The organism is Reyranella aquatilis, assembly GCF_020880995.1.
Taxonomy (GTDB): domain Bacteria; phylum Pseudomonadota; class Alphaproteobacteria; order Reyranellales; family Reyranellaceae; genus Reyranella; species Reyranella aquatilis.
In genome coordinates this window covers 17,906-38,804 of sequence record NZ_JAJISD010000007.1, presented here as the reverse complement: position 1 = coordinate 38,804, position 20,899 = coordinate 17,906, and the positions used below count along the sequence as shown (strand labels likewise).

General features: G+C 61.9%; 20 protein-coding genes and 3 pseudogenes. 19 read left to right on the top strand and 4 right to left on the bottom strand.

The window, feature by feature from the left end:
- Window positions 1-180 precede the first annotated feature (180 nt).
- From LJ725_RS29345 to LJ725_RS16465, 12 genes and pseudogenes are all read left to right on the top strand, one after another.
- Window positions 181-471: a MerR family DNA-binding transcriptional regulator gene (locus LJ725_RS29345; protein WP_408015754.1), complete on the top strand. Its 291-nt coding sequence runs from the start codon at window positions 181-183 to the stop codon at window positions 469-471.
- Window positions 468-545, top strand: a complete 78-nt coding sequence (locus LJ725_RS29340) for a hypothetical protein (RefSeq protein WP_408015753.1) — start codon at window positions 468-470, stop codon at window positions 543-545. The genes LJ725_RS29345 and LJ725_RS29340 overlap by 4 nt, the downstream gene beginning before the upstream one ends.
- A 251-nt stretch (window positions 546-796) precedes the next feature.
- Window positions 797-2,746 (top strand): cytochrome c/FTR1 family iron permease, encoded by a 1,950-nt coding sequence (locus LJ725_RS16510; RefSeq protein ID WP_230551743.1) that lies wholly within the window; start codon window positions 797-799, stop codon window positions 2,744-2,746.
- A gap of 84 nt (window positions 2,747-2,830) precedes the next feature.
- Window positions 2,831-3,679 (top strand): cation transporter, encoded by an 849-nt coding sequence (locus LJ725_RS16505; protein WP_230551742.1) that lies wholly within the window; start codon window positions 2,831-2,833, stop codon window positions 3,677-3,679.
- Entirely contained in the window at window positions 3,676-4,134 is a 459-nt protein-coding gene (gene lspA / locus LJ725_RS16500) for a signal peptidase II (RefSeq protein ID WP_230551741.1), read from the top strand. Before LJ725_RS16505 ends, lspA begins: the two co-directional genes overlap by 4 nt.
- Before the next feature lie 457 nt (window positions 4,135-4,591).
- Window positions 4,592-5,029, top strand: a pseudogene (locus LJ725_RS16495) (conjugal transfer protein TrbE); the annotation flags it as partial.
- Window positions 5,026-5,763 carry a P-type conjugative transfer protein TrbJ gene (trbJ, locus tag LJ725_RS16490; protein ID WP_230551740.1) on the top strand — a complete coding sequence of 246 codons (738 nt, stop codon included), beginning with the start codon at window positions 5,026-5,028 and terminating at the stop codon, window positions 5,761-5,763. The pseudogene LJ725_RS16495 and the gene trbJ, both read left to right, overlap by 4 nt.
- A 40-nt stretch (window positions 5,764-5,803) precedes the next feature.
- Window positions 5,804-7,057: a P-type conjugative transfer protein TrbL gene (gene trbL, locus LJ725_RS16485; protein ID WP_230551739.1), complete on the top strand. Its 1,254-nt coding sequence runs from the start codon at window positions 5,804-5,806 to the stop codon at window positions 7,055-7,057.
- A pseudogene (gene trbF, locus LJ725_RS16480) lies at window positions 7,057-7,741 on the top strand (conjugal transfer protein TrbF). The gene trbL and the pseudogene trbF overlap by 1 nt, the downstream one beginning before the upstream one ends.
- Before the next feature lie 11 nt (window positions 7,742-7,752).
- The gene (gene trbG, locus LJ725_RS16475) at window positions 7,753-8,679 is read left to right on the top strand and encodes a P-type conjugative transfer protein TrbG (RefSeq protein ID WP_230551738.1); all 927 of its coding nucleotides are present in this window, start codon (window positions 7,753-7,755) and stop codon (window positions 8,677-8,679) included.
- Window positions 8,680-8,681: 2 nt separating this feature from the next.
- Window positions 8,682-9,848 carry a TrbI/VirB10 family protein gene (locus LJ725_RS16470; RefSeq protein WP_230551737.1) on the top strand — a complete coding sequence of 389 codons (1,167 nt, stop codon included), beginning with the start codon at window positions 8,682-8,684 and terminating at the stop codon, window positions 9,846-9,848.
- Between the two features lie 10 nt (window positions 9,849-9,858).
- Window positions 9,859-10,101 (top strand): DUF2274 domain-containing protein, encoded by a 243-nt coding sequence (locus tag LJ725_RS16465; RefSeq protein ID WP_230551736.1) that lies wholly within the window; start codon window positions 9,859-9,861, stop codon window positions 10,099-10,101.
- Here the strand turns inward: LJ725_RS16465 and LJ725_RS16460 are convergent.
- From LJ725_RS16460 to LJ725_RS16450, 4 genes and pseudogenes are all read right to left on the bottom strand, one after another.
- The gene (locus tag LJ725_RS16460; RefSeq protein WP_230551735.1) at window positions 10,098-10,811 is read right to left on the bottom strand and encodes a LysR family substrate-binding domain-containing protein; all 714 of its coding nucleotides are present in this window, start codon (window positions 10,809-10,811) and stop codon (window positions 10,098-10,100) included. The genes LJ725_RS16465 and LJ725_RS16460 overlap by 4 nt on opposite strands.
- 18 nt (window positions 10,812-10,829) lie before the next feature.
- Window positions 10,830-11,006: pseudogene (locus tag LJ725_RS29335) on the bottom strand (LysR family transcriptional regulator); the annotation flags it as partial.
- 238 nt (window positions 11,007-11,244) lie between these two features.
- Complete coding sequence (locus LJ725_RS16455) at window positions 11,245-12,525, bottom strand: adenylate/guanylate cyclase domain-containing protein (protein WP_230551734.1); 1,281 nt, start codon at window positions 12,523-12,525, stop codon at window positions 11,245-11,247.
- A 10-nt stretch (window positions 12,526-12,535) separates the two neighbouring features.
- Window positions 12,536-14,887, bottom strand: a complete 2,352-nt coding sequence (locus tag LJ725_RS16450; protein WP_408015746.1) for a heavy metal translocating P-type ATPase — start codon at window positions 14,885-14,887, stop codon at window positions 12,536-12,538.
- Between the two features lie 39 nt (window positions 14,888-14,926).
- Between LJ725_RS16450 and LJ725_RS16445 the strand changes: the two genes are divergently transcribed.
- From LJ725_RS16445 to LJ725_RS16415, 7 genes are all read left to right on the top strand, one after another.
- The gene (locus tag LJ725_RS16445; protein ID WP_230551733.1) at window positions 14,927-15,202 is read left to right on the top strand and encodes a metal-sensitive transcriptional regulator; all 276 of its coding nucleotides are present in this window, start codon (window positions 14,927-14,929) and stop codon (window positions 15,200-15,202) included.
- A gap of 629 nt (window positions 15,203-15,831) precedes the next feature.
- Window positions 15,832-16,056, top strand: a complete 225-nt coding sequence (locus tag LJ725_RS16440; protein WP_230551732.1) for a hypothetical protein — start codon at window positions 15,832-15,834, stop codon at window positions 16,054-16,056.
- The gene (locus LJ725_RS16435; RefSeq protein WP_230551731.1) at window positions 16,053-17,489 is read left to right on the top strand and encodes a TolC family protein; all 1,437 of its coding nucleotides are present in this window, start codon (window positions 16,053-16,055) and stop codon (window positions 17,487-17,489) included. Before LJ725_RS16440 ends, LJ725_RS16435 begins: the two co-directional genes overlap by 4 nt.
- 14 nt (window positions 17,490-17,503) lie before the next feature.
- On the top strand, window positions 17,504-18,895 hold the full coding sequence (locus tag LJ725_RS16430; RefSeq protein ID WP_230551730.1) for a multicopper oxidase family protein: 1,392 nt from the start codon (window positions 17,504-17,506) through the stop codon (window positions 18,893-18,895).
- A gap of 19 nt (window positions 18,896-18,914) precedes the next feature.
- Complete coding sequence (locus tag LJ725_RS16425; protein ID WP_230551729.1) at window positions 18,915-19,406, top strand: cupredoxin domain-containing protein; 492 nt, start codon at window positions 18,915-18,917, stop codon at window positions 19,404-19,406.
- Between the two features lie 25 nt (window positions 19,407-19,431).
- A complete protein-coding gene (locus LJ725_RS16420; RefSeq protein WP_230551728.1) occupies window positions 19,432-19,719 on the top strand; it encodes a copper-binding protein in 288 nt (95 codons plus the stop codon).
- 296 nt (window positions 19,720-20,015) lie between these two features.
- Window positions 20,016-20,498, top strand: coding sequence for a c-type cytochrome (locus LJ725_RS16415; RefSeq protein WP_230551727.1), 483 nt, complete (start codon window positions 20,016-20,018; stop codon window positions 20,496-20,498).
- Window positions 20,499-20,899: the final 401 nt, after the last annotated feature.

Below are 20,899 nucleotides of genomic sequence, written 5' to 3'. Positions count from 1 at the left end.
CCGGCACAGTTGAGCTCTCGGTGCAGCCGGCAAGCGGCACAATGCAGGGGATGCTGGGCGGTACACCCTTCAAGGGAATTTTTCAAGATCCAGTGCGCTAGACCACGAGGTAGACGTTCCTTGCGGGCGATATTTGTCTAATCGCAAAACGCCTCTCGGTAGTCTCAGCCTTCACAATTCATCCAATCCGATATCCTGCACTCTGTAGTCACTACAGAAGCATGCGCTCATGTTCTCCATTGGAGAACTTTCAAACAAACCGACGTAAATTTCGAGACCATTCGCTACTATGAGCGCATTAAGCTCGTGCCCGCACCGTCTCGGACTGAGAGCGGACGTCGGCTTTACAACGATAAAGATGTCCTACGATTGACGTTTCTGCGGCACGCACGGACCTCGGCTTTTAAATCGTCGTCATCAAACGGCTATTGGCGTTGCAAGAGAAGCCGGAAGCATCCTGCAAGGACGTGACCAGAATCGCGAGCGATCAACTCGAAGCAGTTGAGAGCCGAATTAAGCGCCTTGTAAGCTGCGGAAAGAACTGACTCGCTGGTTGCCGATTGCTGCAACAACAAGGTTGCGACGTGCCGCACTATTGAGGTTCCGACTGAATCCCATAGGCCTCGCCGTCTGGCAAAAAGGCCCGGTGCGCGATGGGTATCTCTGTCGGGCAGCAAGAAGGGATACGCGCTCAACGCTAAAGACAGAGGCGCGTCGGCCGCAAAACTAGGCTTGCTCCTGCAGTCGCTACAGGTCGTATAAAGCGAGTGTTTCTGAATTGCATGGACAATTAAAAATGCCTTCGCTGCGATCGGTCTTGGCCTGCGGATATCATTCTTCTTTGGCGCGCTCCGCGATGATGGCGCTTCTCGCCGCGGTCTTAATGTCAAGCCAAGTCCGTGCGCAGGATAGGGATGTTCAGACGATCTGGCGCCTGCTGGATTACATCGCTGTCGATTACACAGGTGCTGTCACCGATGGCCAGGTCGTAAGCCAGGCTGAATATGACGAAATGGTAGAATTCTCCGGGCAAGTCGAGACACGGCTTGGCAGTCTGCCGGACAAGGACGCAAAAGCGGTCCTACTCAGCCTGAGCCGTAGGTTGCGTACTACAATTGAGGGCAAGGCATCTGCAGAGACTGTCGGCACCGAAGCGCGCGCGCTCGCAACCGCCTTGCTTTCCGCCTATCCGGTTCCACTTGCACCCGCAACGCCTCCAAACCTCACGCGAGCATCCGCGCTCTACGGCGAGCATTGCGCTTCTTGTCATGGCGCAAGAGGAGATGGGCGCGGCCCGCTCGCCGCCAATCTTGATCCTCCACCCATCGCGTTTACCGATATCGAACGAGCGCGGCAGCGCTCACTATTTGCGCTTTATCAGGTCATCACGCTCGGTCTCGAGGGCACCTCGATGGCCAGCTTTGATAGTCTGTCGGACGAGGATCGCTGGGGTTTGGCGTTCTATGTCGGCAGCATTGGGTTTCCCTCGAGCCAGGCCAAGCTGGGCGAGAGCATCTGGCGAAGCGATCCAACGGTTCGTCAGCGCATCTCCGACATGACTGCACTGGTCGGCATCGCGCCCGATGCCGCAGCCGCACACAGTGAACAGGCAGACGCCCTGATGGCGTATTTGCGACGGAATCCCGCGGTCGCAGCTGTCGGCGAAGGCAGGCTCACCCTGACGCGCGAGCGCCTGGATGCGAGCCTCAAGGCCTATGCCGACGGAGATCGTGAGGCGGCTGCCGATCTCGCATTGTCAGCCTATCTGGACGGCTTCGAACCCCTTGAGCCCGTGCTCGCGGCGCGTGCGCCCGACCTGGTCGCCGAAATAGAGACGGGTATGATCCAGTTGCGATCGGCAATCGCTAGCGCCAAGTCACTGACCGACGTAACCGCCAGCCAGCAACATATTGTAGAATTGCTCAACAAAGCGGACACCGCGCTCGCTTCTCAATCTGCCAGCGAGCTTTCCAGTTTCCTTGGGGCCTTTGGTATTCTCCTCCGAGAAGGCCTCGAGGCACTCTTGGTCGTCGTGGCTATGGTGGCTTTTCTGCAAAAAACTGATCGAAGAGCGGCTCTGCGCTATGTGCATGCGGGCTGGATAACCGCACTCGCAGCCGGGGGAGCAACCTGGTTCGTCGCGACTTACTTAATCAGCATAAGCGGCGCATCGCGGGAACTGACGGAAGGGTTCGGTTCACTCTTTGCCGCGTTAATTCTCGTAACAGTCGGCATTTGGATGCACGGCAAAAGCAATGCAGAAGTATGGCAGCGCTACATTCGAGAAAAGATGACCACGGCCCTATCGCGTCGATCCGGATGGTTCCTCTTTCTCTTGGCTTTCATCGTTGTCTATCGCGAGGTGTTCGAAACTATCCTCTTCTATACGGCGTTGTGGGCGCAAGGAAATGAGTTGGCGCTTTTCGGGGGGGCCTTCTGCGCAATGATCCTTTTGACAATCATTGCTTGGATCATGCTTCGCTACAGCGCGCGGCTCCCGATCAGCACATTCTTCGCTGTGAGCTCCATTCTTGTCGCAGTGCTTGCCGTCGTTCTTGCCGGAAAAGGCGCAACTGGCCTGCAAGAGGCGGGCCTAATCAATGTGACGCTCGTTCCGGGCGTGCCGCGCGTACCTATTCTTGGGATATTTCCGACGCAGGAATCTCTCTTGGCCCAACTTCTGGCGACGATGCTTCTGTGCGCGGGGCTTTGGCTCAATAAACATCGACGAGTCTCGGTCAAGTAATGAGCAGTCTAACGCGCGTATTGATCCTGTAGTCACTACAGCATGTACGCTGGTCGTCGAGATTCGATACTTCGGAGCCAGATCATGAGTACGAGCGCGATGACTGACGTGCAATACCGTATCACGGGTATGGATTGTTCGGCGTGCGCGGCCAAAATCGAGGCCGCCACGCGCGACGTTGCTGGCGTGACATCCGTGAAGGTGTCGATCGCATCTCAGCTGATGACGCCGGCGGTTGCCAATACGCCCGTCCTGCCGAATGTTGAGCGTACCGTGACAGACCTCGGTTACCAGTTATCCAGGGTCGACGAAGCGGATTCGGATGGCAGTCGGTCGACGCATCTGCAATCCGGCTACAAGCGGGCTTTGTGGACCGTGATTCTGCTTAACGCAGGTTACGGTGCGATCGAAATCGTGGGCGGTTTCATTGCCGGATCACAGGCCGTGAAGGCCGACGCTCTCGATTTCATTGGTGACGGTCTGATCTCGTTTCTGGGCCTGATAGCCATCGCCTGGGGGCTTGCGGCGCGCGCCCGCGCAGCACTACTGCAGGGCGTGTTTCTGGCTGTGCTGGGCATCGCTGTTCTCGCCAACACCGTCTATCGCGTTTTCATTGTCAGCCAACCGGAGGCTGAACTTATGGGGCTTTTTGGCGCGATCGCACTTGTCGTGAACATCGCTGCCGCCGCTGTGCTCATGCCGCATCGGAAGGGCGATGCCAATGTTCGCGCCGTGTGGTTGTTTTCTCGCAACGATGCCATCGGTAATGCAGCGGTTGTCGCCGCGGCCGCTCTTGTGTGGTGGACGCATTCCCCGTGGCCGGATCTGATCGTAGCGATCGTAATCGCTGGTCTTTTCTTGCATTCCGCCTGGTCGATTATTCGCGACGCCACTTCCGACCTGGCCCACGCCCGCAAAGGGCCGCCGCAATGACTCTCTTCCGTTTGGGTCTCATCTATGCCTGCGCTGCGCTACTCATCGATCAGGTGACCAAGTCGTTGGTGCGCATATTTGCGCATCAACTGGAAGCGCCTTGGGCCGTGCTGCCATTCTTCAATATTGTTCTCGGGCATAACACGGGCGTCAGCTTCGGCTTGCTGAAGGGCGTTCCATCCTGGTCACTTATCGTGCTGGCAATAGTTGTTGTTGCTGTGCTGGGTTCCATGCTGTGGCGTAGTGAGACCAAGGGTTCCGCGATGGGCTTGGGACTCGTTATCGGTGGTGCCGTGGGCAATGTGTTGGATCGCATTGCGCATGGCGCAGTTACCGATTGGCTCGATTTTCACGCAATGGGGTTTCACTGGCCTGCATTCAATCTTGCGGATTTTGCGATATTTTGCGGCGTGACGCTTATATTGCTGGGTGCGCGTAGGAGCCAACCAGCATGAGATTGGTAGAGCAAGTAAGACTCGCTACATTTGCATATGCTCTGCGGTGCCGGGTACCAAGCATTACTCGATGCCGGTCCGCATCTGCGCGCTTCCTGCTGGTCGTTGCTATTTCCCCGGTTTAACCACGGTGATGACGGGGAGTGATCTCTCCTCTACGCCCTCGGCGATTTCTAGGTGGGGCGAATCCACCGGGCGCTTAGGTGCCCGCTGCAATCGAGTACCGCGAATGTTCGAATGGCTGCTAAGCGCTGGGTACATTGGTGGGTACATCAAAAGTCGCACTTACCAAAAAATTGCGTTACTTCAAATGTTTAGAAGCAATGTCGATTCCGTCTCGGGGCACCATTTTCCATCCAGCCTAGTTCTTTGTCGTCCGCGCTCGTTCGCCGGCCCCTCAGAACGCTCGTAAAATCAAGCTTTGAGCGTATATTGGCGCTCGGCGCCGTTCGCCGCCGTCCGCAAGAAGAACGCTTCCGTCGTCTTCGCGACCCAGTCGCTCTCGGACATCGACGGCTCTGCCATCGCGCCGGCCATCATCGAGAGCTGTCCGACCCGTCTCTTCCTGCCGAACGAGCGGGCGATCGAGCCGCAGATCACCGAGATCTATCGCCGCTTCGGTCTCAATGACCGTCAGATCGAGATCCTCGCCCGGGCGACGCCCAAGCGTGACTACTACTGCCAGTCGCGTCGCGGCAATCGCTTGTTTGAGCTCGGCCTCGGCGAGGTAACGCTAGCCCTCACGGCGGCGTCGTCGAAGTCCGACCATGCCCTGATCGAACGCGTTCTGGGTGAGCACGGCCGTAAGGCTTTCCTTGCCGGCTGGCTTCAGGCGCGCGGCGTGCCGTGGGCTGCCGATCTCATCCCCGACCTCAGCACAGGAGAATCGTCATGATTTCTATCCGTCGTTGCAGCGTTACGCTTGTAGCCATCCTCGCTCTCTCCGGCGGTGCGTTGCCGGCCTGGGCGCAGATGCACGTGTTCGATCCCAGCAATTATTCGCAGAACCTGCTGACCGCGGCGCGCACGCTCGAGCAGGTCAACAATCAGATCCTGTCGCTGCAGAACGAAGCGCAGATGCTGATCAACCAGGCCCGCAATCTCGCGAGCCTGCCGTACTCTTCGCTACAACAGCTTCAGCAGTCTATCGGGCGGACCCGTCAACTGCTCAGCCAGGCCCAGAACATTGCCTACGATGTCCAGCAGATCGATCGGGCCTTCTCGACGACCTATGCGCCGGCGTCGGCGAATCAGTCGGCCCAATCGCTGATCGCCAATGCGCAGACGCGTTGGCAGAATTCCGTCGCGGGCCTGCAGGATGCGCTGCGCGTTCAGGCGACGGTGGTCGGCAATCTCGACACCAACCGCTCAGAAATGTCCGCCTTGATCGATGCCAGCCAGGGCGCGGCCGGGGCACTGGAGGCGGCGCAGGCCGGTAACCAGCTCGTGGCTCTCCAGGCGCAGCAGCTTGCCGATCTCACGGCGACGGTCGCTGCGCAGGGGAGGGCCCAGAGCCTCGAGGCGGCCGCGCGCGTGGCCGCTCAGGACCAGGCGAGGGAGCAGCTTCGCCGCTTCCTCGCGCCCAACACGGGCTATCAGCCGTCCACCGTCCGCATGTTCCATGAATAAGCCCGCCGCCACGTGGGCAAGAGGAACGGAGTGAAGGCCGATGGGCGGCACAGGCGTTATCGACCGGTTCCTCGGAGTCTTTACCAGCTACATCGACAGCGGCTTCGGATTGCTGGGCAGCGAAGTGGGCTTCCTGGCCGCCACCCTGGCCGCCATCGACCTGACACTGGCCGCACTGTTCTGGGCGTGGGGCCGGGACGAGGATGTCATCGCCCGGCTCGTCAAGAAGACCCTGTTCATCGGCGTCTTCGCCTATCTCATCGGTAACTGGAACAGCCTCGCCCGCATCGTGTTCGAGAGCTTCGCCGGCCTTGGCCTGAAGGCCTCCGGCACCGGCCTGTCGGCGGCGGATTTTCTGCGACCGGGGCGGGTCGCCCAGGTCGGTCTCGATGCCGGACGGCCGCTCCTGGAGTCGGTTTCGGGACTGATGGGCTACATCAGCTTCTTCGAGAACTTCATCCAGATCGTGGTGCTGCTGTTCGCCTGGATCGTGGTGCTGCTCGCCTTCTTCATCCTGGCCGTTCAGCTCTTCATCACCCTGATCGAATTCAAGCTGACGACGCTGGCCGGCTTCGTGTTGATCCCCTTCGGGCTCTTCAGCAAGACCGCCTTTCTGGCCGAGCGCGTTCTGGGCAACGTTGTGTCCTCCGGCGTGAAGGTGCTGGTGCTGGCGGTCATCGTCGGGATCGGCTCGACGCTCTTCTCTCAGTTCACCTCGGGCACCGGTGCCCAGCCCTCCATCGAGGATGCCATGGCGCTGGTGCTGGCCTCCCTGGCCCTGCTGGGCCTCGGCATCTTCGGGCCCGGCATCGCCAATGGCATCGTCTCGGGCGGACCTCAGCTAGGGGCCGGCGCGGCGGTGGGCACCGGGTTGGCTGCCGGTGGGCTTGCCGCCGCAGGCGGAGCCCTCGCGACCGGCGGTGCAAGCGCGCTGGCCGGTGCCACGGGCGCCGCCGCCCGGGGCTCTGCCGCCCTGGCAGGTGGTGCTGCGACTGCCTATCGCGCCGGTGGTCTCTCGGGTGTGACCGGGGCAGGTGCATCCGCCGCAGCCAGCCCGCTCCGCCGGGCGGCCGAAGGCGTTTCGAGCAGCTTTGCAGCCGGCGGGCGTGCCGCTGCCGGAGGTGCCGAGACGGGCGCTGCTGCTGCATCGGCGGACACACCGCCCGCTTGGGCGCGGCGCATGAGGCGGAGCCAGGCCGCCAGTCACGGCGCTTCCGCCGCCACGCACGCCATCCGTTCCGGTGATCACGGTGGTGGCGGCTCCTCCATCGATCTCTCTGAAGGGAACCATTGATGTTCAAGCGTTCGTCCGTCCGTTACGGCCACGCTCCCGTGCCGGAAACGCCCTACCAGAAAGCTGCGCAGGTCTGGGACGACCGGATCGGTTCCTCCCGCGTGCAGGCCAGGAACTGGCGCCTGATGGCGTTCGGTTGCCTGGCGCTGGCCGCCGGTCTTGCCGGTGGGCTCGCCTGGCAAGCGGCGCGGGGGACGATCACGCCCTGGGTCGTCGAGGTCGACAGGCTTGGCCAGGCGCAGGCGATCGCGCCGGCCGACGCCTCCTATCGGCCGACCGATCCGCAGATCGCCTTTCATCTTTTCACGCTTCATCGAAGATGTGCGCGGGCTGCCATCCGACGCGGTCGTGCTGCGCCAGGGCTGGCTGCGGGCATACGAGTTCACGACCGATCGTGGCGCTGCGGCCTTGAACGACTATGCCCGCCGCGCCGATCCTTTCGCGAGACTTGGCAAGATGCAGATCTCCGTCGAGGTCTCGAGCGTCATCAGGGCGTCGCCGGAGAGTTTCCGGGTGGCCTGGACCGAGCGTCGCTACGAAAGCGGCCAGCTCGCCGCCACCGAGCGCTGGACCGCCATCCTCACCATCGCAATCGAAACGCCACGCGACGCCGATCGTCTGCGCAAGAATCCGCTGGGTGTCTTCGTCAACGCCATCAACTGGTCGAAGGAGCTCGCACAATGAGGTACCACCGCATGCGGCCAGCCATTTTCGTCTCCCTGCTGGCGGTTACGGGATGTGCGTCCACGAAGCCGCCGCAGATCAGTTACGACGAGAGCGTGCCGCCGCTACCGGTGTCCTCGGCACTCGCCGAGGATCCACCGCCGCGGCCTCTGCACATCCCACCGGTCTGGACGCCGGCGCGCGGAGGACCGGGCGATGCAAGGGATCCGGTGGCGCGCGTTGATGCTGCCAACGGCGCCGCGCGGGTGGAGCCGCGCCGCGAGGGCTACTTCAACGCCGTGCAGGTGTTTCCGTATAGCCCGGGAGCCCTCTATCAGGTCTACGTAGCCCCGGGACGGGTCACCGACATTGCCCTGGAGCCTGGTGAGCAACTCACCGGCTCAGGCCCGGTGGCCGCCGGTGACACGGTACGCTGGATCATTGGCGATACGGAGAGCGGCAACGGCGATACGCGTCGCGTGCACATCCTGGTCAAGCCAACCCGACCTGCCATTGAGACCAACCTTGTGGTCAACACCGACCGGCGCACGTACCTCATCGAGCTGCGGGCCAACGAGCGACCCTATATGCCCTCGGTCGCCTGGTTCTACCCCGAGAGCCGAGGCAAGAGCCTTCGCGCCCTGCCCCCGGTGGCGGTCCTCCCGGAAATAGCCCAGCGCCGGTACCGATACTCGATCGAGGGCGACAAGCCGCCCTGGCGGCCGATCAACGCCTACGACGATGGGCGCAAGGTCTATGTCGAGTTCTCGCCCGGCATCGTACAGGGCGAGATGCCGCCTCTCTTCGTCGTCGGCGAGGACGGCAAGCCGGAGCTCGTCAACTCCCGTGCACATGGCAACGTCCTGATCGTCGATCGCCTGTTTGCCGCGGGCGAATTGCGACTTGGCGGCGAGAGCCAGCAGATCGTCCGGATCGTCCGCACAGACGGAAGACCCTAGCGATGACCGATCCTCATCTGAATTCCAGCAACTCGACGGTCACTCAACCCTTTAGGCTGCGGTCGGAGGGCCCGCGCGTCACCCGTCTGTCGCGCACTGTGCTGATTGGCGGGACGGCGGTGGGCCTGATTCTGGTCTGCGGCGCCGTGCTGTGGGCTTTACAGGGCGACCGGCTGCGTGGCGTCGCGCCGCAGGAACTCTACACCACTGACCGGTCTCGCGTCGCCGACGGCCTGGCGGCGCTGCCGCGCGATTACACCGGCATCCTTCGGGATGTTCCCCCACTCGGGCCGCCGCTGCCGGGCGACCTGGGCCGGCCGATCTTGGCAGCCCAAGGTCAGCCCGCGCCCTTGTCGCCCGATCCCGAGCAACAGCGCCGGGCTCAGGAGGCGGAAGCCGCCCGCGTCAGCCGCCTGTTCGCGCCCGGCAATCGCCAGACACAGCCTGGTGCCGCAAGTATTCCCGCGTCTCAGCCATCACTGTCGGCAGCGACGTCGTCGACCGATGAAGCTGCGATCCAGAACGGACAGGACCGCAAGCTCGCGTTCATGAATGCGCCGGTCGATCGGAAGACGACGAGTGCCGATCGTCTGGCGCGGCCCGCTTCGCCGTTTGTGCTGCAGGCTGGCGCCGTCATTCCCGCGGCATTGATCACCGGCTTACGGTCCGACCTGCCGGGGCAGATTACCGCCCAAGTGACCGAGAACGTCTATGACACGCCGACGGGTGGAGCGTTGCTGATTCCTCAGGGGGCACGGCTGATCGGCGTCTACGACAGCCAGGTTAGCTTCGGGCAATCCCGTCTTCTTCTGGTCTGGACGCGGCTGCTTCTCCCGAACGGCTATTCGATCGTGCTCGAACGACAACCCGGGGCGGATGCCAGCGGCCAAGCTGGTCTGGAAGACGGTGTCGACCACCACAGGGGATCCTTGTTCAAGGCGGCGCTTCTTTCCACCATTCTGGCGGTCGGCACCGAACTCGGCTCGGATCAGAACGATAGCGATATCGTCCGTGCCCTGCGCCGTGGTGCGGGCGACACGCTGAACCAGGCTGGACAGCAAGTGGTGCGGCGCAACCTCAACATCCAGCCCACTCTGACTATCCGGCCGGGCCATCCGGTGCGGGTCATCGTGACGCGCGATCTCGTGCTGCAGCCTTACCGAGGATAGGAGAAACCCGATGTCCAAACTCAAGCTCGGCGCCATCTTGGACGAGAAGCCCGTGAAGTTGACGGTCGACTTGCCGGCGGCCATCCACCGGGATCTCGTCGTCTATGCTGAGGCGCTTGGCCGTGAAACGAGTCAGACGATCGACCCAGCGAAACTCGTGGGGCCAATGCTGGGCCGGTTCATGTCTGCCGATCGAGCCTTTGCCAAGGCGCGGCGGACGGCGAAGGGTTCGGCGAGGAGCAGCGACGCCTAGCTCAGTGTGGTGGGGTGATGAGTCTGTCGGAGCGTTTCCACGAAGCGGGCGAGAGCCGGGTTTCGGTTGTGCTCTTCCCAGCATGCGGTGAAAGTGATGTGGCTGGGGCCTGACGAATCGCGAATTTCGCGAAAGCGGACGCCGGGATAGGAAAGACTGGTCCACGATTCGCAGTGAACGCTGACATGAAGCCCAGCCTCGATCATTCCCAGGACATTCTCATTGCTGGCATCCCAGGTTTCTATCTTTGGGGCGTCGCCGGGCGCTGCGAGCTTTTTGAGGATAAGGTTGCGCAGGTCCAGACCCGGATCCCATTGGCTGAGAAGAAAGATCTCGTCTTTAAGGTCGCTCCAATCGATGACCTCACTGTTCGAAAGCGGATGGCGCGAAGACAGTGCCGCCACTATGCGCTCCGACCACAGCGACATCGAAGGTCCATTATGTTGGCGCGCTTCTCCGGCGATGATTGCCACATCTACGTCGCCTGTTCCGAGGGCCGCTGCTAGCTGAGCAGGAGATCGCTCGGTAACCTGAATCCCGATATGGGGGAATGACTTGATGTGATCTGCTAGAATCGTACGCACCTTGCTTGTCGAAACGGCCGTCCCGAAGCCCGCTTTGAGCACACCTGCTTCACCACGGTCGGCCAACTGTGAGGCCGTGACCATATGGTCTATTTCGGCGAAGAGGCGACGGGAAGCTTGCGACATGCTCGCGCCAGCGGGTGTAGGACGTACACCCCCACTCGAGCGCTCAAACAGAGAAACACCAAGTTGTCCTTCGAGGTGACGGATCCGGCGACTAAGTGCGGATTGCTTAATGTTGAGGGCTGTTGCCGCTTGCCGAAAGCTCCCGTGCTCAGCGGCCGCGATAACGCTCCGCAACGAACTCAGATCGAGATTCATAACCGGACTGTCTGCTGTGATGGATAGAGTGGCCAGTCCCTTTGATAGTTGATGAAAGTTGGTTTGCTGGTTTCCGCCAGCATACATTTCCGCAATCTTTCGGACGCAGGTTTGCCACGTGTGACGGGTAGCGGTCAGGCTTCAACCGCTGTCCGCGTCGAGAGTTCTTCTTTAGTAGAGAGGTCGCACGCATCACGGATTCACCGAGGGCCGCGTGAAGGGCTTTAACCGATAGAGACTACTTACTGACTGAAGGATGCGGTCTCGAAAGGTAGGCAAGTCTCAGCTTGCCCCGTCTGCCATTGATTTCGACCGCATCTTTCCAGAGCCAATCGGCGCTTGAGCGAAAATGTGGAGCGTCGTCCAAAACGTTTTCCGAGATCACCAGCACTGCGTTCAGCGGCCGGCAGAGCCGCTCCAGACGTTCCGCGACATTTACCGTATCCCCAAATACTGTGAATTCGGCGTGTCGACCGCTTTCCAGGACGCCGCCGACCACGGGTCCGGCATGTAAGCCAATTCCGGCCTCGACCGCAGTCTTGCCGTGTCTTACCCGCTCGTAGCTCCACCGCGCGAGCAGCGTGGTGAGCTTCAGGCTGCACGCAATCGCCCGTGCCGCATCGTCCTCACCGGTTCGCGGGTGTCCGAATACCGCCATGACGCCATCTCCGATGAACTTGTCGACTGTACCGCCGTGCTCGAAGATGGCTTCTGTCACTAATTGACGATATTCCGAGAGCACTTCGGCGAGGGCTTCAGGTTCTGAAGCTTCGCTGAGGAGAGTGAATGAACGAAGATCTACGAACATCACGAGCGCGTGCCGACGGGCAAGGGTGAGATTGGTGAAGTCATCCTGGAGTTCTGCGACGACACCCGGGGAGAAGAAACGCGCCAGCATCTGGCGCCGCCGTTCGCTTCCCACCGCTTCGGCAAGCACCACATTGTGCTCCTTTATCAGCAGATAGCAGACGAACGCTGCGAATGTGAACGCGGCGGCGAGCGCCCCTTCGGCGCCCAATATCGGCCACTCACTTCCCGCCTTGGGATGCAGACGGGCATGTACGGCGAGTGTGATGGCGAGCAACATCAGCCATCCGGTAAGCACGATGGCCGAGAACAGGACAACGAGCCCCGGTCTCAGACGCAGGGCCGCATGCGTCAACAGAAGGAAGCCGACGGCCAGTGAAGGAGCCGTCAGGCTGTGATCGAATGCCTCACCTGGTGCGAAGAGGTGTGCGTGAAATAGGGCCACCACAAGAAAGGCGTCGATGACGACGAAAGCGATCGTCGCCCCGGCCGGACCAGTCCGCTTCAGAGCGAGAAGCAAGGCCACCATCGTGGCCAAGCCATAGCCGCCGATCACCTGACCGTGCACAAGAACGCTCTCGCCATGCTGGCTTGCTAGGAGATTTAGCACCAGCACGGCGAACACCAAGAGCCTCAGGCAGGCCGATCGCAGCTCGCGGCGCCATCGGCGCTCGTTCGTCGAAAGGCCGGCTTCGTTCGTCGTGGCCAGCATTTTCTGTCCGTCAGAGCCGGAAGGCTCTCAGGCGCAGGGCATTGGCAATCACGCTGAACGAAGACAGCGCCATTGCTGCCGCAGCGATGATGGGCGACAGGAGGATGCCGAAAGTGGGATAAAGCACGCCTGCGGCGATCGGGACGCCCGCGGCGTTGTACACGAACGCGAAAAAAAGGTTCTGGCGAATGTTGCGCATCGTCGCTTCGGAGAGCCGTCGAGCCCGCACGATACCCATCAGGTCTCCTTTGAGCAGCGTGACGCCAGCACTCTCGATCGCGACGTCAGTGCCGGTCCCCATCGCGATACCGACATCGGCGGCCGCCAGCGCGGGTGCGTCGTTGACACCGTCTCCGGCCATGGCGACGACGCGGCCTTGCGTTCGCAACTTCTCGATGACGGCGCTCTTCTGCTCGGGAAGCACATCTGCCTCTACCTCGGCAATGCCGAGCCGTCGCGCGACGGCTTCCGCCGTGGTGCGATTGTCTCCGGTCAGCATGACGACTCGTATCTTTTCCGCAGCTAGGGCACGGATTGCCTCGGGCGTCGTGGCCTTGACCGGGTCGGCAATAGCGAAGACCGCAGCCGGAGCGCCGTCGATGGCCATGAAGATTGCCGTCGCCCCCTCGTGTCGCAAGCGCTCAGCGTCGGCCTGCAGGCTGTCGGGATTGACTCCGAGTTCCTTCAGGAAATTGGCATTGCCGAGCACGAGCCTGCGACCGTCAACCGTAGCGGCAATTCCCTTGCCGGTGGGCGAGTCGAACTCACTCACGTCGGACAAGGCAATCTTGCGGGCGGCAGCTTCGTTCACGATCGCCAGGGCGAGGGGATGTTCACTGGCTTTCTCGGCGCTCGCTGCCAGGCCCAGCACGGTCGCTTCCGCGAAGTCCTTTGCCGGGACGATCGCCACGACCTTCGGCTTGCCCTCGGTCAACGTTCCCGTCTTGTCCACGACCAGCGTGTCGATGCGCTCCATCCGCTCAAGTGCCTCGGCATTCTTGATGAGGACGCCGGCCTGCGCCCCGCGACCGACGCCCACCATGATTGACATAGGAGTGGCGAGGCCGAGGGCACAAGGGCAGGCGATGATCAATACGGCTACGGCGGCCACCAGTCCGAAGGAGAACCGTGGTTCTGGTCCGAATATCGACCACGCGGCGAAGGCCGCGATCGAAACGGCGATGACTATGGGTACGAAATAGCCGGAAACACGGTCGGCTAGCCGCTGAATCGGCGCACGGCTTCGCTGCGCTTCAGCCACCATCTGGACGATGCGGGCCAGCATCGTGTCGCGACCGACCTTGTCGGCCCTCATGACAAGCGAGCCCGTCGAATTGAGCGTGCCGGCGATCAGGCTCGCGCCGACTTCCTTGGTGACGGGCATCGATTCGCCGGTCACCATCGACTCATCGATCGCCGACCTGCCGATCAAGACTTCGCCATCGACCGGAATCTTCTCGCCTGGACGAATGCGAAGGCGGTTCCCGACGACGATCGAGTCGAGCGTCACGGTCTCATCGGTCTCATCTTCTTTGACGCGTTGCGCCGTCTTGGGAGCAAGGTCTAGCAGGGCTCTTATAGCGCCGGAAGTTTGCGCACGCGCCCTCAGTTCGAGAACCTGCCCCAGCAGGACCAGGACCGTTATGACGGCCGCGGCCTCGAAGTACACAGCCACCGATCCGTCCGAACCGCGGAACGCCGCAGGAAAGACCTGCGGAGCGAGCACCGCCAAAACGCTGTAGATCCAAGCCACACCGGTGCCGATGGCGATCAGGGTGAACATGTTGAGGTTGCGGGTGATGAGGGACTGCCAGCCCCGGACGAAGAAGGGCCAGCCGGCCCACAGCACGACCGGCGTCGCCAGCACAAGCTGGATCCAGTTGGACCACTTCTGACCCAGCAGCATGTGCAGCGAGGTGAGATGTCCTCCCATCTCAAGCGCGACCACAGGCAGGCTCAGCACCAGCCCGGCCCACATCCGTCGCGACATGTCAATCAGCTCGTGGTTGGGACCATCATCAAGTGACACCTCAGCAGGTTCGAGGGCCATGCCGCAAATCGGGCAGCTGCCGGGCCCGACCTGCCGGATCTCCGGGTGCATCGGGCAGGTGAAGATCGTTCCGGGCTCAACGGGCTCGGCCTGCGCCGGGTGCTGAGGCTTCAGGTAGCGTGCCGGCTCTGCAGTGAACTTCTGAAGGCACTTTGGATTGCAAAAATAATAAGCATGGCCATCGTGCACTGTCTTGTGCTTCGCCGTCTCGATCTTCAACTTCATGCCACAGACAGGATCCGTCGCGATATCTTGGCTGACGTGATGGTGTTGGTGGCGGGTGGTCCCGCCGTTGCAGCAATCGTGTTTCATAATTTGACGTATATACCGTACGGGGGTATAGTGCAAGTCATGAATGAGAAATTGAAGAAGTCACAACTAGCCCGCCTTGGCCGCATTGAAGGCCAGGTCCGCGGGATCGCTCGCATGATCGAGGAAGAGCGCTACTGCATCGATGTATTGACCCAGATCCGCGCCGTGCGCGCCGCCTTGAACAAGGTTGAGCAGGAAACGCTCGGGGATCACCTTGAACACTGCGTCGCTCGTGCATTTCACGCCGGTTCGGAGAAGGACCGAAAGGCCAAGATCGAAGAGATCCTTGATGTCCTCGACAGCCGCCGCAGCTGATCGTCCGATTCAGCCGATTGACAACCCGCCAGCTCCTGCTCATTTATGTCGCAATGATCGCCGCTCTACACCTGAGGAAGTTCGCACAGGCACTACTGCTTGCGCTTGCGGCATGGGTGCTTACCGCAGGCGTTGCATCAGCTCATGGTGGTCACGTGGGCTCGGACGCTCGACCCGCAGCCGAAGCGGTTGCGCCGACGACCGATGTCCGCCGCGAAGGACCCGCTGCCAGTGCAGCTGGCTTCGAGGAGAAGACCGAGGCCGTCGCCGGCCATGATGAAGGCTCGTGCCCGACCGGGGCTCCCGCAAAGCATTCCGGAAACTGCTGCAACATTGCCTGTCATGCGTCAATGCCAGCATCAGCGTTCGACCTTTGGGTCGGTATTTTCGCGGCATCTGCGCCTGTTCCCGGCCTGAGCGACATGCTCGAGGGCCGCTCCGGCGATCGTTCGGAACGCCCCCCCAGACTCGTCTGACCGCGTTCGCGCCACAGGCGCGTGTCCGGTCGTGAGCCCGTAGCCGGCTCGACAGCTCCAGACACCTGACTTGCGCGAACGCCAGAGCTCGCTGCCGACCGGCGGCGGGGCTCGATCCGTCACGTTTACGTCAATTCCGTTTGGATCGTCGTCATGAAATTCCTGATTCCAGCCGTGCTCGCGCTTGGAACGGCCGCTTGTGCTGCCCCGCCGTTGCCCGAGCTGTCTCCCACCGATGCCTCCAATCCCGAGGCGCCCACCATTCCTACGCCCTATCAGCCGTCGATGTCCGGCACGGTCAACCATGTTCCCGTGGGCCTGAAGCCCTGGCGTGAGCTCAATGATCGCGTTGCGCCTGGCGCGGGGCGGTCACCATGAACGTCATTGCGAGAACCGCCGCCGTTGCCGTCCTGGGTTTGCTGGCGGCAGGTTGTGCGAAGTTTACTAGCGACGGCGGCATGGCGCCGGTCACCGATGGCGTACGCAAGGAGATCGGGGGCGACGCGGTCAAGCTTTCGACGCCTGAAGATGTTCGTCGCGCGCGTGAGCGCGTGCAGACCTTGTTGGCCGAACCACTGACAGAGGACTCAGCGGTTCAAGTGGCGCTCCTGAACAACCGTGGACTGCAAGCCGCCTACAACGACCTTGGCATTTCCGAAGCAGAATTTATCCAGGCCAGCCTGCCGCCCAATCCGGCGATCACGGTTGGACGCACCTTCGGCACGGGCGGCTTCGTGGAGTTCGGCTTCCAACTCGTCGGTAATCTGCTGGCCTTCGCGACCCTGCCGCGCAAGACAGAGATCGCCAAGCGGGAGTTCGAGGAGGCACGCTATCGCGCGGTTGCGACTACGCTCAGCCTGACCGTCGACGTGCGACGGGCTTACATCAAGGCAATCGCCGCCCAGCAGCGCCTCGCCCTGCTCGAACAGGCCCGGCAAACCGCGGACGCTTCGGCACAAATGATGAAGCAGCTCGGCGAGACGGGCGCCGCCAACAAGCTCGACCAGGCGCGCGTCGCCGCATTCTATGCCGACCTCAGTGCCCAGGTTGCTCAGGCGCGGTTGAGCGTCACCAGCGCGCGCGAGGCACTGAATCGCATGCTGGGCGTGTGGGGAAGCGACCTCAGTTACAAGTTGCCCACGCGACTGCCCGCCCTTCCCGCGGCTGCCGACGCGCTAGGGGACGTCGAAGTCGAAGCGATGAAGCGGCGCGTCGATCTCATCATCCTTCGCTACGAGATCGTGACTCTCTCGAAATCGGCGAGTTTCGTGAACGCCACGCGTTACCTGTCATTTCTCGAGCTCGGTCTCGGTTATCGCAATGAGGTCGAGACAAACGATGCTGGCGAGCAGACCTCGAAGAACCGCTACGGACTTGAGCTCGGCATCGCTATTCCGATCTTCGACACCGGTGAAGCCCGCGTCGTGACTGCGCGAGAAATCTACATGCGTGCCGTCAACAGGTTGGTGGAGCGGTCGGTGAACGCCCGCTCGGAAGCGCGGGTCGCCTACTCGACCTACCGTGCGACGTATGACATCGCCCGGTTCTACCAGTCTCGGATACTGCCGCTGCGCCGCCAGATCTCGAACGAGGTCCTGCTGCGTTACAACGGAATGCTCGTCGACGTCTTCGAGGTTCTGATCGAGGAACGCGAGCGCATAAACGCCAATATCGCCTCGCTCGATGCTTTGCGTGACTACCACCTGGCCGTGGCCGATTTGCAGGCCGCCTTGATCGTGGGCGGCACCGTTCCGCCGTCGGGCGTAATCAACACGACCCCGCCACCCGAAACCCTCCCTCTCGGACTCTAGGAAAGGAGAACGACATGAGCATCTCCCGACGCGATCTCGTGGGAGCCTCCGGGCTCGCACTCCTCGGCGCCACCGCGGTCAGCGGTCGCGTCCAGGCACAGTCGATTCCCGAGGCGCCGACCACCACGACCAACACCATGCAGCCGCCCCTCTATCCCACGAGCGGTCCTGACTATCAGCCCGTCGTCACGCTGAACGGCTGGACGCTGCCATGGCGGCAGAACGGTGACTGGAAAGAGTTCCATCTCGTCGCGGAGCCTGTCGAGCGCGAGATGGCGCCGGGAATGATAGCCAGACTGTGGGGCTACAACGGTCAGAGCCCAGGTCCCACGATCGAGGCGGTCGAAGGTGACAAGGTCCGGATCTTCGTGACCAACAAGTTGCCGGAGCACACGACGATTCATTGGCACGGACAGCTTCTGCCTTCCGGCATGGATGGTGTCGGTGGTCTCAACCAGCCGCATATCAAGCCGGGCCAGACCTTCGTCTACGAATACCAGCTCAAGAAGAGCGGGACCTTCATGTACCACCCTCACGCCGACGAAATGGTGCAGATGGCGATGGGCATGATGGGCTTCTTCGTCGTTCATCCGCGCGACCCGAAGTTGCATCGCGTCGATCGCGACTTTGTCTTTCTTCTCGCGTCCTATGACATCGACCCCGGCAACTACATACCCAAGGTCGCGGAGATGACCGCCTTCAACATGTGGACCTGGAACAGCCGCGTGTTCCCGGGCATCGACCCGCTGGTCGTGGCGAAGGGCGACAAGGTGCGCGTGCGGGTGGGCAATCTCACCATGACCAACCATCCGATACACATGCACGGCTATGACTTCGAGGTGACCTGCACGGACGGCGGCTGGGTGCGGCCCGAGGCGCGCTGGCCGGAGGTCACGATCGACATCCCGGTGGGCGCGATGCGTGCCTACGAGTTCGACGCGATCTATCCCGGCGACTGGGCGATCCACTGTCACAAGTCGCACCATACGATGAATGCGATGGGGCACGACCTCCGCACCTTCATCGGGGTCGACAAGAAGCAGTTCGCCAAGCAGATGAAGCGGCTGGTGCCGGACTACATGCCGATGGGGAGCGCCGGCATGGCCGACATGGGCGAGATGGAGATGCAGCTCCCCGACAACACGCTGCCGATGATGACCGGCTTCGCGCAGTTCGGCGCCGTCGAGATGGGCGGCATGTTCTCAGTCGTGAAGGTCCGCGAGGGCCTGCAATCGGGCGACTACAAGGACCCTGGCTGGTACCAGAATCCGCCCGGCACCGTCGCCTGGGAATGGAAGGGGCCGAAACCCGAAGCCACTCGTGCCGTCACGCCTACGCCAGTCGCGAAGCCCGGCAGCGCTCCGGTGCGCGTCATCAAGCCGTCCTCACACGGCTCCCACAAGTAGTTCAGCTCAGGAGGCAAATATGAAAGCTCGGACGTTCTTCATTTCTTCGATCACCGCAGTCCTGCTCGCCGGAACAGCCATCGCCGCGCCCGGACACAAGCCAGGCGAAGGACATTCGCATGCGGATGACACGCCCTACGGCAAGCCGGGTGATCCTAAGAAGCCAGCGCGCATCGTTCAGATCGTCTTCCGCGAGGACGATGGAAAGATGTTGTTCCTGCCCGACAAACTCAAGTTCAAGAAGGGGGAGCAAGTCCGCTTCCAGCTTCGCAACAACGGCGCCATCGACCACGAGTTCGTCGTCGGAACGGTCGAGGAGAACCTGAAGCACATGAAGGACATGGAGAAAAACCCGGACATGGAGCACGACGATCCGAATGCGAAACGTTTGAAGCCCAAGGCGACCGGGGAGATCCTCTGGCAGTTTACCAAGGCGGGCACTTTCGACTTCTCTTGCCTCATTCCCGGACACCGCCAGGCCGGCATGTTCGGCACCATCGTCGTCGAGTGAGCCAACGCAACTGAAGGAGCATCAGATGTTCAGGAATATCATCACAATCGTACTGACTGCGATCCTGTTCTCGGTTCCGGCATGGGCCGATGGCAACATGGTGAAGGCTGAGGTCGTCAAGGTGGACAAGGGCGCAGGTAAGGTCACGCTGAAGCACGGCCCCATCAAGAACCTCGATATGGACGCCATGACCATGGTCTTTCGCGTCGCCGACCCCGCGATGCTCGACAAGGTGAAGGAAGGCGACCGTATCGAGATCGAGGCGGCCCGGGTGAATGGCGCCATCACCGTCACCAAGATCGGCAAACACTGACGGTGGCCGGATGAAACGGGTGATGGCGGGTGCCGTCGCCTGCGTGGCCGCTCTCGGCGGCATCGGTGGGTCGTCGGCAATCGCCGACGACCGCGAGTTGCAGGCGATTCTCGTAAAGCAGGGCTGCGTAGCTGGCAGCATCAGGCAGACGGAGCTGTCGCCGCTGGTCAGCGCCTACGACGTTTCGTGCCGAGGGTCCGGCCGGATCCTTACCATCGTGTGCGTGGACGGCGATTGTCGCCTGCAGCCGGCACTACGCCAGGACCGGGAGGGACCGGGCACAGCAGGATCGGTAGATGGGTAAGCGGTTGTTTGTCACATCGCGCCGCGGGTGGCGCGGGCTTGGAGTGGTCGCTGCGCTGCTTGGCATCGTCTTTACGGCAAGTGCTTTGGTGCTGCTCCGAGAGCGACCTGTCCGGATCGACCCGGGCGATCCCAACCAGGTGGCGCTCGGCAAGCGGCTTTACGCTACAGCGTGCGCGAGTTGCCATGGCGTATCGCTCGAGGGCCAACCGGATTGGCAAAGGCGCCTGCCTAGTGGGCGGCTGCCGGCGCCTCCGCATGACGCGAGCGGGCACACTTGGCATCATCCCGATGACTATCTCGTACGGGTTACCCAACTTGGCCCCGCCGCCTATCCTGATGGGTATCAGACTGACATGCCGGGCTTTCACGACGCACTCACGGTTGGCGAGATCGCTGCAATCCTGGCCTACATCAAGAGCACTTGGCCGGCGGACATCAGGGCGCGGCAAAACCGCCTGAATGTCACCCGCTGAGCGGAGGCAGGCCCGCTGCAACCGAGCTGAACCTCATGTTTCGGCGCAGAAGGGCTTTTTCCCGCCAATCTTCAGATGCTAGAGTCGGCTCGTGGTTACCTTCAGAGCCCTCGCTCGCTTCCTTTCGGCCGTCGCCATGTGTGCGTTGCTGGGCGCGCCATTCGCGCGTGACGCTGCGGCCGGGGTCGATCCGCAGACTTTAGTCACGTCGTCGGTTGAGATGAAGGTTGTCAGCGAAATGGGCGAGATGCATTGCTGTCCGGAGATGACGTCCGAGCGCGACTGTTCAAAGACCTGCGTGTTGATGGCAGTGTGCGCGACGCCTCTGATGCATATGGCGGCGACCGCGCTTCGGGCGGCATCGCATGTGTTGTTCTCGCGAGCGCACCCGCCGGCCATGC